Source organism: Parafrankia sp. EUN1f, from assembly GCF_000177675.1.
Taxonomy (GTDB): domain Bacteria; phylum Actinomycetota; class Actinomycetes; order Frankiales; family Frankiaceae; genus Parafrankia.
Genome location: NZ_ADGX01000044.1, coordinates 48,199 through 63,257 on the forward strand (window position 1 = coordinate 48,199; position 15,059 = coordinate 63,257).

Genomic DNA, 15,059 nt, shown 5'->3' on the forward strand with positions numbered 1-15,059 from the left:
ATTGCGCTCCGCCATGCCCGCAGGTGGTGTTCACGGCGAGAATCCAGTGATTTTCCTGTGTGTTCGCGGACCGGCATTCTCCGGCTATCCATCGTGACTTCGGGTACTTTCCCGGGGGGTCGCGTTCTGATCGTCGGGATGCGGCGGGCGCGGCGCAACCGGCGCGCGCGGCGCTGACAGCTGCCGGGCCGCGGCGACGACGACCGGGCCGTGGCGCCGTCCCGGCGACCGGGTGAGCCGTTCGACCGGTCCGGAAAGCGACACCGCGGCGACCAGGCCCGATCCGTCGAAGACCGGGGCTGACACCGAGGCCAGGCCGGGCTCGCGCTCACCGACGCTCTCCGCCCAGCCGCGCCGGCGCACCCTGGCCAGGATGTCCGGGGCGAACGTGGCGCGGGCCAGCAGATCGGGCTCGGCGGCGTCGGTGAAGGCGAGGAGGACCTGCGCGCCCGATCCGGCGGTCATCGGCAGGGTCGCGCCGACCGGCACGGTGTCGCGAAGGCCGGCGGAGCGTTCCGCCGCGGCGACGCACACCCGGACCGGGCCGCGCCGAACGTAGAGCTGGGTACTCTCGCCGGTCTCGTCGCGCAGGGCGGTCAGAATCTTGCCGGCCGCGTCCAGCATCTCCCAGGGCAGCGCGGCGGGGCTGCCGGCGGCGAGCCGAGGTCCGGGAACAAAACGCCCGGCCGCGTCGCGTGCCAGCAGCCGGTGGACCTCCAGAGCGCTGGCGAGCCGGTGGGCGGTGGCTCGGCTCAACCCGGTCTGGGCGACGAGGTCGCGCAGGTCGGCCGGGCCATGCTCCACAGCGGTCAGAACCAGGGCGGCCTTGTCCAGCACGCCGACGCCGCTACTATGTTCCATAGTCTGATACTGCCATCCCAAAGTATGAGATGTCGCAGGAGTGAGATGTCTCGGGAGCGGGATGTCTCAGGGGCGGGATGGCGTAGGCAAGGCGCGTGGGAAACCACGAAGCGGAAAACCAGCCGAGCGGGAGACCAGGCGACCGCCTCCCGCGGCGCAGTCATGACACCGGGATTCGAGCAGCGTGGGCCCGGCTCACGCGAGAGAGGGAGTGGGGCCAATGGGGCGCACACTCGCGGAGAAGGTCTGGGACGCACACGTCGTCCGCCGCGCCGACGGAGAGCCGGACCTGCTCTACATCGACCTGCACCTCGTCCACGAGGTCACGTCGCCGCAGGCGTTCGAAGCCCTGCGGCTGGCCGGCCGGCCGGTCCGGCGGCCCGACCTGACGATCGCCACCGAGGACCACAACGTCCCTACGACCGACACCCTGCTCCCGATCGCGGACCCGGTGTCGCGAGCGCAGGTGGAGGCGCTGCGCAAGAACTGCGCCGACTTCGGTGTCCGCCTGTTCCCGATGAATGACCCGGGGCAGGGAATCGTTCACGTGGTCGGCCCGCAGCTGGGCCTGTCCGAGCCCGGGATGACGATCGTCTGTGGTGACAGCCACACCTCGACCCACGGCGCCTTCGGCGCGCTGGCGTTCGGCATCGGCACGAGCCAGGTCGAGCACGTGCTGGCAACCCAGACCCTGCCGCAGCGCCGGCCGAAGACGATGGCCGTCACCGTGCAGGGCGAGCTGCCGGCCGGGGTCACCGCCAAGGACCTGATCCTCGCGGTGATCGCCAGGATCGGCACGGGCGGCGGCGCCGGCTATGTCATCGAGTACCGCGGCGAGGCCGTGCGCGCGCTGTCGATGGAAGGCCGGATGACGGTCTGCAACATGTCCATCGAGGCCGGTGCGCGGGCCGGCATGATCGCCCCGGACGAGACGACCTTCGAGTATCTGAAGGGGCGTCCGAACGCGCCGCAGGGGGCCGACTGGGACGCCGCCGTCGCCTACTGGCGGACCCTGGCGACCGACGACGACGCGACCTTCGACCACGAGGTGGTCATCGACGCGCCGAGCCTGAGCCCCTACGTCACCTGGGGAACGAACCCCGGCCAGGCGGCGCCGCTGAACACCGCCATCCCGGACCCGGCCGACTACGGCGACGCGGCGGCGAAGGCCTCGGTGGAGCGGGCCCTGGCCTACATGGGTCTCACACCCGGCGCGCCGCTGAGCGACGTCGCCGTCGACACCGTCTTCATCGGCTCCTGCACCAACGGCCGGCTCTCCGACCTGCGTGCCGCCGCCGAGGTGCTGCGCGGGCGGCAGGTGGCCGACGGGCTGCGCGTCCTGATCGTCCCCGGTTCGATGGAGGTCAAGGCACAGGCCGAGGCCGAGGGCCTGGACGAGGTGTTCCGCGCGGCGGGCGCCGACTGGCGCAGCGCGGGCTGCTCGATGTGCCTGGGCATGAACCCGGACACCCTGTCGCCGGGGGAGCGCAGCGCGTCGACGTCGAACCGCAACTTCGAAGGCCGCCAGGGCCCCGGGGGGCGCACCCACCTGGTGTCGCCGGAGGTTGCCGCCGCCACCGCGGTGACCGGCCGCCTGACCGCTCCCGCCGACCTGTAGCCGTCCGCACCGACCTGTAGCCGCCTGCACACAGCGACTTTCGAACGAAGCCGTTCGAACGATTTCGAAGGGGACGTGCCTGTCATGGAGGCGTTCACCATCCACACCGGTCGGGCGGTGCCGCTGCGGCGCAGCGACGTCGACACCGACCAGATCATCCCGAGCGAGTGGCTCAAGCGCATCGAGCGCACGGGCTTCGGCGCCGGTCTGTTCTCCGAGTGGCGGGCCGACCCGTCGTTCGTCCTGAACAACCCGGCGTACGCCGGGGCGTCGATCCTGCTCGCCGGGCCCGACTTCGGCACCGGCTCGTCCCGGGAGCACGCGGTCTGGGCCCTGCAGGACTACGGGTTCCGCGCCGTGCTCTCGCCTCGCTTCGCCGACATCTTCCGGGGCAACGCGCTGGGCAACGGCCTGCTCCCGGTGGTGGTACCGGTCGACGTCGTCGAGGCGCTGACGGCCGCCGTGGAGGCCGATCCGACGACGGAGATCACCGTCGACCTGGTGGCCCGCGAGGTCCGCGGCGCCGGCCGGACGGTCGGCTTCGAGCTCGACGACTTCACCCGGTGGCGGCTCATGGAGGGCCTGGACGACGTCGGATTGACGCTGCGTCACGAGGAGCAGATCACCGCCTTCGAGGCGGGTCGGCCGGCCTGGCTGCCGACCACGGCCTGAGACCGAGCCCTGCGCCGGTCCGGTCCGGGCCGCCACAGCCGCCGGGCCGGCCGGTTCCGGGGCTTCACCGGACGCTCTGACCCGGCCCGGCACAGGGCTTTTCGGGCCATCGGGCGGCCTGTCGGGGCCGCTGCGGGGATGTTGCTTTGATCACATCCAGAGCCATCGGGCCACCGCATCGGAGGGCGGCCGTGTCACCTCGGGGGCATCCCCGCTCGAGTGCTCGTTGTGGTGCTGAGTGTGATCTCACATCCGCTTGGGGTAGTGCGCCGGTGCGTTGCGGTAAGCGCACCCGTCTCGTTGCGTCTGGGGGCTATCAATTCGTGACGTTCGGCATGAATTGCCGCTGGCAAAAAGTGACTCAAGGTGACGAAACTGCAGGATGCCGCGGCCTCGTTGAACAGTGCGCAAGCGGTAGTCACCTGGCGCGAACCCGCTGACGTGCGGGTTTGTGTGACGCGACACGCTCATGGGAATTGCCCTCGACAGTGGAGATGCCTACGGTGCAGCGCAGTGTGATGCCCGATCTGCTCCCCACCCCGTCAAGCGCGGGGGCGTCCGGAGGTTGTTGTGAACAAGTCCCAGTTGGTTGACCGCATCGCTCAGCAGATCGAGGGCGGGCGGTCGAACGCCACCAAGGCGGTCGACGCCGTGTTCGACGCGATCCAGGAGGCCGTGGCCGGCGGCGAGAAGGTCACGATCACCGGCTTCGGTGTGTTCGAGCGGGTGGAGCGTGCCGCCCGCACCGGCCGCAACCCCGCGACCGGTGAGCCCGTGCACGTCGCCGCGTCCGTGGTGCCGAAGTTTCGGCCCGGCTCCGAGTTCAAGGCCAGCGTTTCCGCCAGCAGCGACTGAAGCGCACGGCGGCCGCGCCGCCGCCCACGGCCGCCTTCCGGCGCGGCCGTGACCGGCGGCACGGCCGCGGCCGGCCCGGTGATGTGTCCCGCCCGGCGATCCGCCCGGCCCGGCGATGTGTCTGCCACGGTGGGGTGCCGTGCCGGGGCGGCGGTGATGCGCCAGCCTCAGCGGCGCCCGCGCTCGAACGCACGAGCCATCAGGTCGTGCTGGTAGTCCGACAGCGCCACGTCGTCGGCACTGGTGGTGTGCCGCTCCCAGCGGCCGTCCGGGGCGAGGACCCAGGCGGAGACCTGGTCGGAGAAGGCGTGGTCGAGCATCCCGCGCACGGTGGCCTGGCCTTCGGCGTGTGGAACCCGAACCAGCGCCTCGATCCGGCGGTCGAGGTTGCGGTGCATCATGTCGGCGCTGCCGATCCAGTACTCGCCCGCCGACACGAACTCCAGCACCCTGCTGTGCTCCAGGAACCGCCCGAGGATCGACCGGACGTGCACCGTCTCGGAGAGCCCGGGAACTCCCGGTCGCAAGGCACAGATTCCGCGGACAAGGCACTGGATCGGCACCCCGGCGATCGACGCCCGGTAGAGCGCGTCGATGAGCTGCTCGTCGACCAGGCTGTTGACCTTGATGCGGATGCCGCACTCCCGGCCCTCGCGGGCGGCGGCGATCTCGGCTTCCACGCGCTCGATGATTCCGTCCCGCATGTGCTGCGGGGCGACCAGCAGTGAGCGGTACTCGGTCTGCCGGCTGTAGCCCGTCAGCACGTTGAACAGGTCGGTCAGGTCGGCTCCGACGTCCGGGTTCGCGGTGAGCAGGCCGATGTCCTCGTAGAGCCGCGCGGTCTTCGGGTTGTAGTTCCCGGTGCCGACGTGGCAGTAGCGGCGCAGGCCTCCGCGCTCCTGCCGCACGACGAGGCAGATCTTGCAGTGCGTCTTGAGCCCGATCAGGCCGTACACGACATGGCAGCCGGCTCGTTCCAGTTCCCGGGCCCAGCGGATGTTGGCACTCTCGTCGAACCGGGCCTTGATCTCCACCAGGACGACGACCTGCTTGCCCGCCTCCGCTGCGGCGACGAGCGCGTCGACGATCGGGGAGTCGCCGGAGGTCCGGTACAGGGTCTGCTTGATGGCGAGCACGTTCGGGTCCGCGGCGGCCTGCTCCAGGAAGCGCTGCACCGACGTGGTGAACGAGTCGTACGGGTGATGAACCAGGACGTCGACCTCGCGCAGCACGCTGAAGAAGTCCGTCGGCTCACCCTCGTCGTTGAGTAGCCGGGGGTGGGTCACGGGCACCCGCGGCGCATCCTTCAGCTCGGGGCGGTCGAGGTCGTACAGAGCCCACAGGACGGACATGTCCAGCGGGCCGCGTACCCGGTGCACCTCGCGCTCGGTGATCTCCAGCTCGCGCATCAGCAGGTTCAACAGGTCGTCGTCGATGTCGGCGTCCACCTCGAGCCGCACCGCGGGGCCGAAGCGGCGGCGCGCGAGCTCGCGCTCCAGCGCCTGCAGCAGATCCTCCGCCTCGTCCTCCTCGACCTCGAGGTCCGCGTTGCGGGTGACCCTGAACAGGTGTGAGTCGACGACCTCCATGCCGGGAAAGAGCTGCCCGAGATGAGCCGCGATGACCTCTTCGAGCGGCACGAAGCACGCGGTGGAGTCATCCCGCGCACCGGCCAGGCCTTCGGTGCTCTCGTCGACATCCACTCTGATCAGTCGGGGGACGTTCGGCGGAACCTTGACCCGGGCGAACCGTTCGGATTCGCCGCCCGGTTCACGCACGGCGACGGCGAGATTGAGCGACAGCCCGCTGATGTAGGGAAACGGGTGGGCGGGATCGACGGCGAGCGGAGTGAGAACCGGAAAGATCTGCTGGGCGAAGTAGTCCCGTAGCCGTTCCCGCTGTGGCGCTTCGAGCTGCTGCCAGAGTTTGATCGTGATTCCGGCGTGAGCGAGTGACGGCGCCACCTCGTCGGTGAAGCACCGGGAATGGCGGGCGGTGAGCTCGGCGGTCGTGCGGCTGATGAGATCGAGCTGCTCGCGTGCGGTCAGGCCGTCCGCCGAGCGGACCGCGAGGCGGGTGGCGTGGCGGCGCATCAGGCCGGCCACCCGCACCATGTAGAACTCGTCGAGGTTGCTGGCGAAGATCGCGAGGAACTTCGCCCGCTCCAGCAGGGGTGTCGAGACATCCTCAGCAAGCGCCAGGACGCGCGCGTTGAAGTCCAGCCAGGACTTCTCCCGGTTGATGAACCGACCCGGGGGAAGATCCGACGGGGCTGGCGCACGAGGCGCCTCCAGGGGTTCCAGCAGCGCGCTCCGAGCCTTTCGCTGCGGCTGTTCCGACCGGGTCGCGACCAGCTCGCTCATGTCTACCCATGCTGCCAGTTCCGCGTGAACTCGGCAGCTGCGAAGGATGACGATGTGAGGTCATCGTGTGGATTGGTTGTGTCGCGCAGGAAGCGATGATGGTCCGTGTTGACATTGTTCGGTAAAGGCTGGGCGGGGGTGTCCCCGCTGTTAACGGGCGGGAAACAGAAACGAGCGACGATCGACGGCGTGGCGCCAACTTCCGGGCCGATCAGGGACGGGTGCGCCCCGCATGATCCCCATCACGGCATGTCGGAGCCCGCGGGCGAGGTCGACCTGGCGGGAGCCGAGCGGGTCACCTATCGGGTGAGCCAGCGCTTCCGCTACACCTACGACGGAGCCGCGAAGGATCTGGACCACCGCCTCGTCGCTGTGCCGCCCGTCCGCCACGGCGGTCAGCTGCGGCGTTTCATGGATCTGCAGGTCTCCGCGCCCCAGGCGCGCACGACCTGGCAGCGTGGGCCGGACGGGCTGCAGGTGGCCAACATCAGGATCGACGTCGTCCCGCCGACGCTGGACTTCGACGTCACCGTGGTCGTGGAGCGGGTCGCCGACCTCGGCTGGCCGGAGCTTCCGGCGTCCGCGCTCAGCAGTCGCCGCCTGCTCGCCCCGACCCCGCTCACGACGCCGACCGCCGCGATGGTCGATGCGGCCCGCTCGTTGGCGAGCTCCGACCCGGTCGCCACGGCCCGTCGTGTCTGCGGCTGGGTGTACCAGCGCATCGCGTACGTCTCGGGCAGTACCGATGTGGGGACGACCGCCGCCCAGGCCCTCGCCGGCGGGTCCGGGGTCTGTCAGGACCAGGCCCACATCATGATCGCCATGTGTCGGGCGGTCGGGATCCCCGCGCGCTATGTGTCCGGGCACCTGGTGGGCGAGGGGGCTTCGCATGCCTGGGTCGAGGTGGTCGTGCCGAGTGGGGCGCTGTCGTCCGGCGGTGCGCTGTCGTCCGGCGGTGCGCTGTCGCCGGGTGGGGCGGGTGCGGTGGCGGTGCCGTTCGACCCCTGTCACGACCGGACCGCGGATCTGCGTTATGTGACGGTCGGGGTCGGGCGTGACTACCAGGATGTGGCGCCGACATCCGGCCGTTACGTCGGCGTGGGGCGTGGGGCGCTGGTCGCCACCCAGCGGGTCGACGTGGTCAGCGTGGTCCCTCCCTCCGCGACCTCCGCCGCCTCCGCGACCCCCGCCGCCTCCGCGACCCCCGCTGTTGCCACCACGGTCACCGAGTGACCTTCGGGCGCTTCTTCTGGTTGTCCGAATCCGGCTGTTCGTGACGCCGCGATCTGGCGGGAATGGCTGCCGACGCGCCGCGCGCACCACAGGTGGACACTCTTTGTGTTTGCCCGATCACAAGATACGGTGACGCGAGGCGCTCTCCGACGAGCTGGTCACTCGGCGTCGAATGGTTGATCGGGCAGGAGATGCCCGGTTCGCGGGAGCGCCCGACGAGTGCGCCGCGGCCGCTCACCGCGCTCAGTGACCCTCGTGGGGCGCCGAACCGTCAGGTCACGGCCCAGCCGCGACGCGCCGTCATCCAGGAACAGCCGCCATGCCCCTGCTCGCAGCCGGCGCGGCCCGTCGAGGGCCAGCGTGCGGGGAATCCGGCCCACGGCCGGCGGGTGACCGGACCACCGGCCACAGGGGAGGAGGGTGGGCGTGCCGCTGTTGCTCGACGGCACCGCGATCGTGGCAGCACTTGCCGCCGCGACCGGCTGCGTCTGGAAGGGCCGCCGGCTTGGACGGGCACACGGCAGATGGCTGATCTGGGCCGCGGTGGCCCTCGTCGCCTGGACCGCGGGCCAGTCGGTCTGGCTGCTGCAGGCCGGGCCGGCTCATGGGGGGAACCGGCCATACCGACTGTCGCCAGCCGATGTCGGCTACCTGGCCATGCCGGTGCTCGCCCTGGCAGCCCTCGCCGCCGCGCCCACGGCCAGACCGCGCCGGCCGGTGAGCCAGCCGGACCTGCCGCCGCTTCCCCCCGGAGTGCCCACGGGCGGTGCCGGTGGTGCGGGTGGTGTGGGTGGTGTGGGCGGTGCCGGTGGCACGGTCGGGTTCGGTGGCACGGGCGCGTTCGGTGGTTCGGGCGGGTTCGGGAGCGGGATCGTGGGCGGCGGGTCCGCCGGCCTGGTCGACCGTCTTCTGCTCGCCTGCTCGGTGCTCCTCGTCGGCTGGGGGCTTGGCGTACGCCCAGCGCTCACCGCCGCGGACGACGGCTGGGGACGGTTCGTGGCGATCGTCCGCCCGGCCGAGGTCGTGGTGCTGGTGCTGGTGTCGCTGCACACCGCGGCGTTTCGTCGGCTCACCGATCGCGTCCGCGTCCTCGCGGTGGCGGCCGGGCTGGTTCTGCTGGCCGCCGCGACGTCGCTGGCGCGGTGCGCCAGCGGCCCGGACGGTGCCACCGGCCCGGACGCACCGGGGCTCCTCATCGGGATCATGTCGATCGCCGGCTGTGCCGTGGTGCTCACGGCCGCGTGGCACACGGCCGGCGCCGCGCCGCGGGGGCAGGCCGGCCTCGCGCTCGCCGACGGTGGCGACGGACCGGAGGGCCGGACGCTCCTTGTCGTGCCGACGCTGCTGGCCGGGGCCGCGACCGCGGTCGTGCTCACCGGGGTGGCCAGCGGGCATCGGCCCGACGGTGTCGAGATCGGGCTGGCAGCGGCCCTGGCGACCGGGATGGTCGCGGATCGCCTGGAGGCTGCCCGGGCGGGGCGTCGGCTCGTGCTGCGGGTCCGTGCCGCCGAACGGGAGCTGCACCACCGCGCGTTCCACGACCCGCTGACCGAGCTTCCCAACCGAGTCCTGTTCCAGCACCGGCTGCGCGGGCTGCTGTCCGACCGCCGACGGGCCGCCGGCCGGGGGGCGGGGGCCGGGTCGGGGTCCGCGTCCGGGTCCGCGTCCGGGTCCGCCTCCGGGGCCGGGCCCGGTGCCGATATCGCCATCCTGTACTGCGACCTGGACGACTTCAGCGTTCTCAACGACAGCCTCGGGCCCGCGGCCGGTGACCATCTGCTGCGCACGGTCGCGCAGCGGCTGCTGCACTGCGTCCGCGCGACCGATCTCGTCGCCCGCATCGGGTCGGACGAGTTCGCGGTGCTCATGGCTGGTGGTGGCGAGTCGCCCGAGGTCGTGGGTGCCCGGGTGCTGGCGGCGCTGCGCCGCCCGGTGTCCTTCGGCGGCCGGCAGCGGTCGATCCGCGCCAGTGCCGGACTCGCCGTCGCCCGCCGCACGCACGAGACGGGTGAGGCGCTGCTGCGGCATGCCGAGACCGCCGTGCAGGTGGCGAGATGCTCGGGCCGGGACCGGCTGGTGACCTACCGCCCCGGGATGGCCTCGCCCGAGGCCGGCGCACACCTCGCGGACGCGCTGGCGACCGCCCTGCGCCGCGGCGGGAGCTCCGCTGGCTTCGACGTCCACTACCAGCCGATCGTCCGGCTTCGCGACGGGCGGGCGGTGGCCCTGGAAGCTCTGGCACGGTGGACGGATCCGGGCCGCGGGCCGGTTTCCCCGGGCACGTTCGTCGCCGCCGCGGAGAGCGGTGGCATGGTCGGGCTCCTGGACGACCTGGTGCTCACCCGGGCCTGCACCGAGGTCGCCCTCGCCTACCCGACCGGTTCCCAACTGCGCCTGCATGTGAACGTCTCGGCCAGCCGGATCGGTGACACCCGGCTGCGTGACACGGTCGCCCGGGTCCTCGCCGCGAGCCGTCTCGACCCGCGGCGCCTCGTGGTCGAGGTCACCGAGACCAGCCGGATCACCGACCTCGCCGCGGCGGCGGACGTCCTGACCGAGGTCAAGGAGCTCGGGGTGACGATCGCGCTGGACGACGTCGGCGCGGGCAACACGAACCTGGCCGTGCTGCACCGGCTGCCGGTGGACGTCGTCAAGCTGGACCGCACGCTCATCGACCCGCCGATGGACGGCAGCCGGTACTCCAACCTGCGTCGATCGATGATCGACGTGGCGCATTCGCTGGGCGCGGTCGTGATCGCCGAGGGCATCGAGCGGGAGGCCCAGCTCGTGGAGCTGGACCGGCTCGGCTGCGAGCTCGGTCAGGGCTTCCTCTTCGCCCGGCCGGGGCCGCTGTCAGGGCTGGCCACGATCGAGGAGCCCACGGCCACGATCCCGGCGGATCAGCGGTGGCGTCGACCATCCTGATGGCGGATGGTTCGCGTGGTTCGCCTGCGACGGCCGCCGTCGCGCGGGTGGGGCGGGAGCAGGCCGAACACCGTGGCGGCGGAGCCGGAGCCGGCCCGGTTGACGGTGCCCCCGGCCAGCACCCAGGCACCGGCCGGGGGAAGCGCTGCGAGATTGGTCAGGTTCTCCAGGGATATGCGGTGTTCGTGGAAGAGCTCCCTGGAGACCGCGAACGTCTCGTCCGAGCCCGGATCCGGGCCGAAGGTGTCCGAGCCCAGAGCGCCCCGTCGCCCGAGCCGCCCGGTGCCGATCAGCCAGCGGACGGCGTCCAGGCCGAAGCCCGGTTGGCGCGGGCGGCCGTGCCGGTCCAGGTTCGCGTAGGCGGGGGTGCCCCAGCGGTCGGCCCAGCCCGTCCAGGCGATGACGGCGGCCCCGGCGGGAATCCGGCCGTGCCGGCGCTCGAAGGCCGCCAGGTCGTCCAGCGTCACCTGGTAGTCGGGGTCCGCGGCCGCGGCGGCCCGGACGTCGACCCGCACGGCGGGCAGGAAGAGGTCCGCGGGGCTGAGGTCGTCGGCGAGGGCGCCACCGGGCTCGAAGTGGCCGGGTGCCCCCCAGTGCGTGCCGGTGTGCTCACCGCAACACACCCGCTGCAGATAGTAGCCATCCTCGTTGATCGTCGCCGCGGTGGTCAGCGTGAACTCCGGGTCCCCAGGGAAGATCGGCGTCGTCGCGGGATCATGGATGTGGGCGAGGCTCACCACCGTGAGCTCGTGGAGCCCGCCGGGGGAGACCGCCGCGGCGCGCGGCGTGCTCACGCCGCGCTGCGCGGCGACGGGTCGGCCTTCAGCACCCGCCTCGTCGCCGGGCCCAGCCCGAGTGCGCGGGCGTCCGCGAGATCGGAGACCGTGTCGACATCGCGGCGCAGCCCGGGAACCTGGTCGCGCAGGAGCCCGGTGAGGTCGGCGGCTCCCGCGTCGCGGTGCGCCCGGAAGCTGCCGGACCCGAACCGCGGGCGCAGCTCGGTGCCGGGCGCCGCGCTGAGCAGCACGGTGCCGGTGCCGACGGCGTCCGCGAGCACGGCGTGGCCGGTCGACGGCGCGACCGTCAGCGCACGGCGCAGCTCCTGTGGTCGCAGCGCGGGCAGGTCCGCGGAGAGGGCCGCCGTGCCCCATCCCGGATGCAGCCGCCGGGCGAGTGCCGCGGCATGCGCGAACGCCGGGTTAAGCCCGCTGCGCGGCTCGTCCGCGGCTACCAGCAGACGTCCCACCTGCCCGACGGATCCCTCGGGTCTGCCGTCGACGTCGACGTCGACGTCCGCGGACGTCGACGTCGACGTGGCGGCCGGGTACGCCCTCGCGAGGTCAGCCAGGGCTTCGCGGGCCGAGGGGTCGTCGGTGACGACGATGACCGAGCCCACCACCTCGGCGTCGACGTCGAGGATGGCCGCGGTGGTGTCCAGCGCCATCGCCAGGGCCAGCGCGCCGCGATCGGGGTGGTCGAGCCGGGACTTGGCGGCCTGCAGCGGTTTCAGCGGTACCAGCACGACCCATGGCGGCATCGTCTCGGCGGACTGCACAGCGCCGACGATAGGCCATCGGGATCGGCGAAGGCGCCGTGGCGGGCTGGGGCGGCTCCCCGGGCCGGCCGGCGCGGCTGACGCCGCATGGCTGCCCGCGACGCGTCCGGCGGCAGGCTCGGGCCGGGCACAGGTGCCCGAATCGGTCCGAATGCGGCTGGAACGTACGATCGGTGGCGTAGGCCTCGCGCGGGTCCGTGTCCCGCCACCGCGCGACGAACTCGACAGGCTTCCCGGCGCTGAGCAAGACTTCGCGTTCATGAGACGACCGTGGCGGGGCGGCCCCGGAATCACGCTCGCCGCGGCCATGATCCTGCCGCTCTCGCGGTTGCTGACCCGGCGGCGTTGGTCCGGTCAGGAGAACATCCCCGCCTCGGGTGGTGTCATCCTGGTCGCGAACCACCTCTCGACGGTGGACCCACCCCTGCTCGCGCACTATGTGTATGCCGCCGGGCGTAACCCCCGGTTCATGGCGACGAGCGAGTTGTGGGAGGTTCCGATCCTGCGCCAGGTGCTGGCGAGTGCCGGCCAGATTCCGGTCTACCGCCGGGATCCGAGCGCGCAGGACGCCTTGCGCGACGCGATCGCCGCGCTGCGGGCCGGGCGGGCCGTGGTCATCTATCCGGAAGGTGGGATCACCACCGATCCGGACTACTGGCCGAGTAGGTCCCGCACCGGTGTGGCGAGACTGGTTCTCGCCACGGGCGCGCCGGTCATCCCGGTGGCCCAGTGGGGTGCACAACGGATCTGGGGAAAGGACCGCCGGCTGCGGCTGCTCCGCCGCCCGGAGATCCGGATTCATGCTGGGAGAGCTGTGGATCTGGCCCGTTTCGCCGAACGGTCCCGCCCGCTGCCTGGAAACGGGCCGACGGGCCGTGGCGGTGCTGCCGGTGGTGAGGCCGCGGGCATTGAGGCCGCGGACGCTGGGGTCGTGGACGCTGGGGTCGTGGACGTCGAGGCGGTGGACGTTGATGCCCCGGGTGGTGAGGCCGTGGACGGCGGTGCCGACAACGCGCGGCTGCTACGTGAGGTGACTGACGCGGTGATGGCGGATCTGCTCGTCGAGCTGGAGCGTCTGCGCGGCGAACCGTACCCGCGGCGCCCCGGGCTCGATCAGGTCCTTCCCGTCCAGCCCGATGCCCCGGCCGGTGCGTACCCGAACGCGAGCCGGGAGCTGGCGCAGCCCCGGGACCTGGCGCGCGGTGGCGGCGACGACGGGAATCCGGCCGCGCCGGGGGAGCGGCGGTGAGGCGCGCTGCGGTGCTCACCGCGGGTTCCTGGGGCACGGTCTTCGCGAAGGTGCTGGCCGACGCGGGAGCGCGTGTCACTCTGGTCACCCGGGACCGGGAGGTCGCGGACTCCATCAACGGCCGTCATGTGAACCCCCGGTACCTCGAGGGCGTTCGGCTTCCCGACCAGGTGCGCGCCACGGTGCGGCCGGAACAGGCGTTGCGTGACGCCGACCTGGTGGTTCTCGCGGTGCCGTCGCACGCGCTGCGGTCCTGCCTGCTCGACTGGGCGCCGATGGTGGGGCCGGGGGCCGTCTACGTCAGCCTGATGAAGGGCATGGAAGCCGTCACCAGCCAGCGGATGAGCGAGGTGATCGCGCAGGCGGCCGGCGTGGGCCCCGAGCGCATCGCCGTCGTCAGCGGCCCCAACCTGGCGCGCGAGATCGCCGTCGAGCATCCTGCCGCCACCGTGGTGGCCAGTGCCTCGGCGGCCACCGCGCACCGGGTCCAGAGCGCCTGCTGGACGCCCTACCTTCGGCCCTACACCAACGGCGACGTAGTCGGCTGCGAGCTTGGCGGGGCGGTGAAGAACGTGATCGCCCTCGCGGCCGGGATGCTGGAGGGCATGGGCTTCGGCACCAACAGCCAGGCCTCGCTGATCGCCCGCGGGCTGGCCGAGACGATGCGGCTCGGCGCCGCGCTCGGCGCCGAGCCGATGACGTTCGCCGGGCTCGCCGGGCTCGGTGACCTGGTCGCCACCTGCGGATCCCCGCTCTCCCGGAACCGGACCTTCGGCGAGCGGCTCGGCCGTGGGATGACGTTGGAGCAGGTACTGGCGCAGCAGCTCCAGGTCGCCGAGGGCGTGCGGTCGTGCCGGCCGCTGCTGGCGCTGGCCGAAGGCCTCGGGGTGTCGATGCCGATCACCCGCCAGGTCGAGCGGGTGCTCTATGAGGGCCTGCCACCGCTGGAGGCCGTCAAGGACCTGATGAGCCACGAGCCCGGCCCCGAGTACCGCCCCCGCTAGCAGCGAGGGCGGTACTGCGAGCCGTGAGCTGCAAGCCGCCGCTGCTGCTGCCGAGCAAGACCTGAGGATTTTGGTCGCAGGAACGACCTTGCTGGTTTATTCGGGCTGTGGGGGTGCGAGTCCGGCTTGGCATGGCTGGTCGGGTTTGAGCGGGTCTGTGGTGCGGCCGGGGGTGTTGGGTCGGCCCAGGGTGAGGGTGTCAGGGTCTGTCAACTCTCGCGCAACACCCGGGACGGTGTGCTGGTCGTGGGGTGTCGGGTCGGGAGGATGACGGTCGTGTCCCTGCAGCCGAGACCCTGGCCCGAGGTCCCACCGCTGACCGCGCGGGTCGCGCGTGCCGCGTCCCCGAAGGGGAACCTGGCGATGCGTATCCGTGACGAGCTCGGTGTGGTCTACGAGGACGGGCGGTTCACCGGCGCGTTCGGGGTGCGGGGCCGGCCGGGGATCTCTCCGGCCCAGCTGATGATGGCCACGGTTCTGCAGTTCTCCGAGAACCTCACCGACCGGCAGGCCGCGGACGCGGTCCGCGACCGGATGTCGTGGAAATACGCGCTCGGTCTCGATCTCGACGATCCGGGGTTCGACGCCAGCGTGTTCTCGGAGTTCCGCGCGCGGCTGGTCGAGGGGGAGTCTGGCGACCCACGCGCTCGACGCGCTTCTGGCGCGTCTGGTCGCCGAGGGGCGTGCTCAAGGCGGGCGGGCGGGCGCGCACCGACTCCACCCA

At 72.1% G+C, this 15,059-nt stretch carries 12 protein-coding genes; 8 read left to right on the forward strand and 4 right to left on the reverse strand.

Annotated features, from left to right (window positions below):
- Window positions 1–84: 84 nt before the first annotated feature.
- Window positions 85–861: an IclR family transcriptional regulator gene (locus FREUN1FDRAFT_RS15415; protein ID WP_006541026.1), complete on the reverse strand. Its 777-nt coding sequence runs from the start codon at window positions 859–861 to the stop codon at window positions 85–87.
- 220 nt (window positions 862–1,081) lie between these two features.
- Between FREUN1FDRAFT_RS15415 and leuC the strand changes: the two genes are divergently transcribed.
- From leuC to FREUN1FDRAFT_RS15430, 3 genes are all read left to right on the forward strand, one after another.
- The gene (gene leuC / locus FREUN1FDRAFT_RS15420; RefSeq protein WP_006541027.1) at window positions 1,082–2,479 is read left to right on the forward strand and encodes a 3-isopropylmalate dehydratase large subunit; all 1,398 of its coding nucleotides are present in this window, start codon (window positions 1,082–1,084) and stop codon (window positions 2,477–2,479) included.
- Between the two features lie 84 nt (window positions 2,480–2,563).
- Entirely contained in the window at window positions 2,564–3,151 is a 588-nt protein-coding gene (leuD, locus tag FREUN1FDRAFT_RS15425; protein WP_006541028.1) for a 3-isopropylmalate dehydratase small subunit, read from the forward strand.
- A 570-nt stretch (window positions 3,152–3,721) separates the two neighbouring features.
- Window positions 3,722–4,006 (forward strand): HU family DNA-binding protein, encoded by a 285-nt coding sequence (locus FREUN1FDRAFT_RS15430; RefSeq protein WP_006541029.1) that lies wholly within the window; start codon window positions 3,722–3,724, stop codon window positions 4,004–4,006.
- A 167-nt stretch (window positions 4,007–4,173) separates the two neighbouring features.
- On the opposite strand, the gene FREUN1FDRAFT_RS15435 is transcribed toward FREUN1FDRAFT_RS15430, so the two are convergent.
- The gene (locus tag FREUN1FDRAFT_RS15435; RefSeq protein ID WP_006541030.1) at window positions 4,174–6,369 is read right to left on the reverse strand and encodes an RNA degradosome polyphosphate kinase; all 2,196 of its coding nucleotides are present in this window, start codon (window positions 6,367–6,369) and stop codon (window positions 4,174–4,176) included.
- A gap of 249 nt (window positions 6,370–6,618) precedes the next feature.
- Here FREUN1FDRAFT_RS15435 and FREUN1FDRAFT_RS15440 point away from each other — a divergent pair, with 249 nt between their 5' ends.
- On the forward strand, window positions 6,619–7,602 hold the full coding sequence (locus tag FREUN1FDRAFT_RS15440; RefSeq protein WP_006541031.1) for a transglutaminase family protein: 984 nt from the start codon (window positions 6,619–6,621) through the stop codon (window positions 7,600–7,602).
- 426 nt (window positions 7,603–8,028) lie between these two features.
- Window positions 8,029–10,527 (forward strand): bifunctional diguanylate cyclase/phosphodiesterase, encoded by a 2,499-nt coding sequence (locus FREUN1FDRAFT_RS15445; RefSeq protein ID WP_006541032.1) that lies wholly within the window; start codon window positions 8,029–8,031, stop codon window positions 10,525–10,527.
- On the opposite strand, the gene FREUN1FDRAFT_RS15450 is transcribed toward FREUN1FDRAFT_RS15445, so the two are convergent.
- Together FREUN1FDRAFT_RS15450 and cofC are read right to left on the reverse strand one after the other, a co-directional pair.
- Complete coding sequence (locus FREUN1FDRAFT_RS15450) at window positions 10,503–11,321, reverse strand: cyclase family protein (protein ID WP_006541033.1); 819 nt, start codon at window positions 11,319–11,321, stop codon at window positions 10,503–10,505. The two genes, FREUN1FDRAFT_RS15445 and FREUN1FDRAFT_RS15450, sit on opposite strands and share 25 nt — an antisense overlap.
- Window positions 11,318–12,082: a 2-phospho-L-lactate guanylyltransferase gene (gene cofC / locus FREUN1FDRAFT_RS15455; protein ID WP_006541034.1), complete on the reverse strand. Its 765-nt coding sequence runs from the start codon at window positions 12,080–12,082 to the stop codon at window positions 11,318–11,320. Before cofC ends, FREUN1FDRAFT_RS15450 begins: the two co-directional genes overlap by 4 nt.
- Window positions 12,083–12,341: 259 nt before the next feature.
- Here cofC and FREUN1FDRAFT_RS39840 point away from each other — a divergent pair, with 259 nt between their 5' ends.
- The 3 genes from FREUN1FDRAFT_RS39840 to FREUN1FDRAFT_RS15470 form a co-directional block, all read left to right on the forward strand.
- Complete coding sequence (locus tag FREUN1FDRAFT_RS39840) at window positions 12,342–13,331, forward strand: 1-acyl-sn-glycerol-3-phosphate acyltransferase (protein WP_157474805.1); 990 nt, start codon at window positions 12,342–12,344, stop codon at window positions 13,329–13,331.
- The gene (locus FREUN1FDRAFT_RS15465) at window positions 13,328–14,335 is read left to right on the forward strand and encodes an NAD(P)H-dependent glycerol-3-phosphate dehydrogenase (RefSeq protein ID WP_006541036.1); all 1,008 of its coding nucleotides are present in this window, start codon (window positions 13,328–13,330) and stop codon (window positions 14,333–14,335) included. The genes FREUN1FDRAFT_RS39840 and FREUN1FDRAFT_RS15465 overlap by 4 nt, the downstream gene beginning before the upstream one ends.
- Window positions 14,336–14,611: 276 nt before the next feature.
- The coding region (locus FREUN1FDRAFT_RS15470; protein ID WP_006541037.1) for a transposase at window positions 14,612–15,059 on the forward strand (448 nt) is incomplete at its 3' end.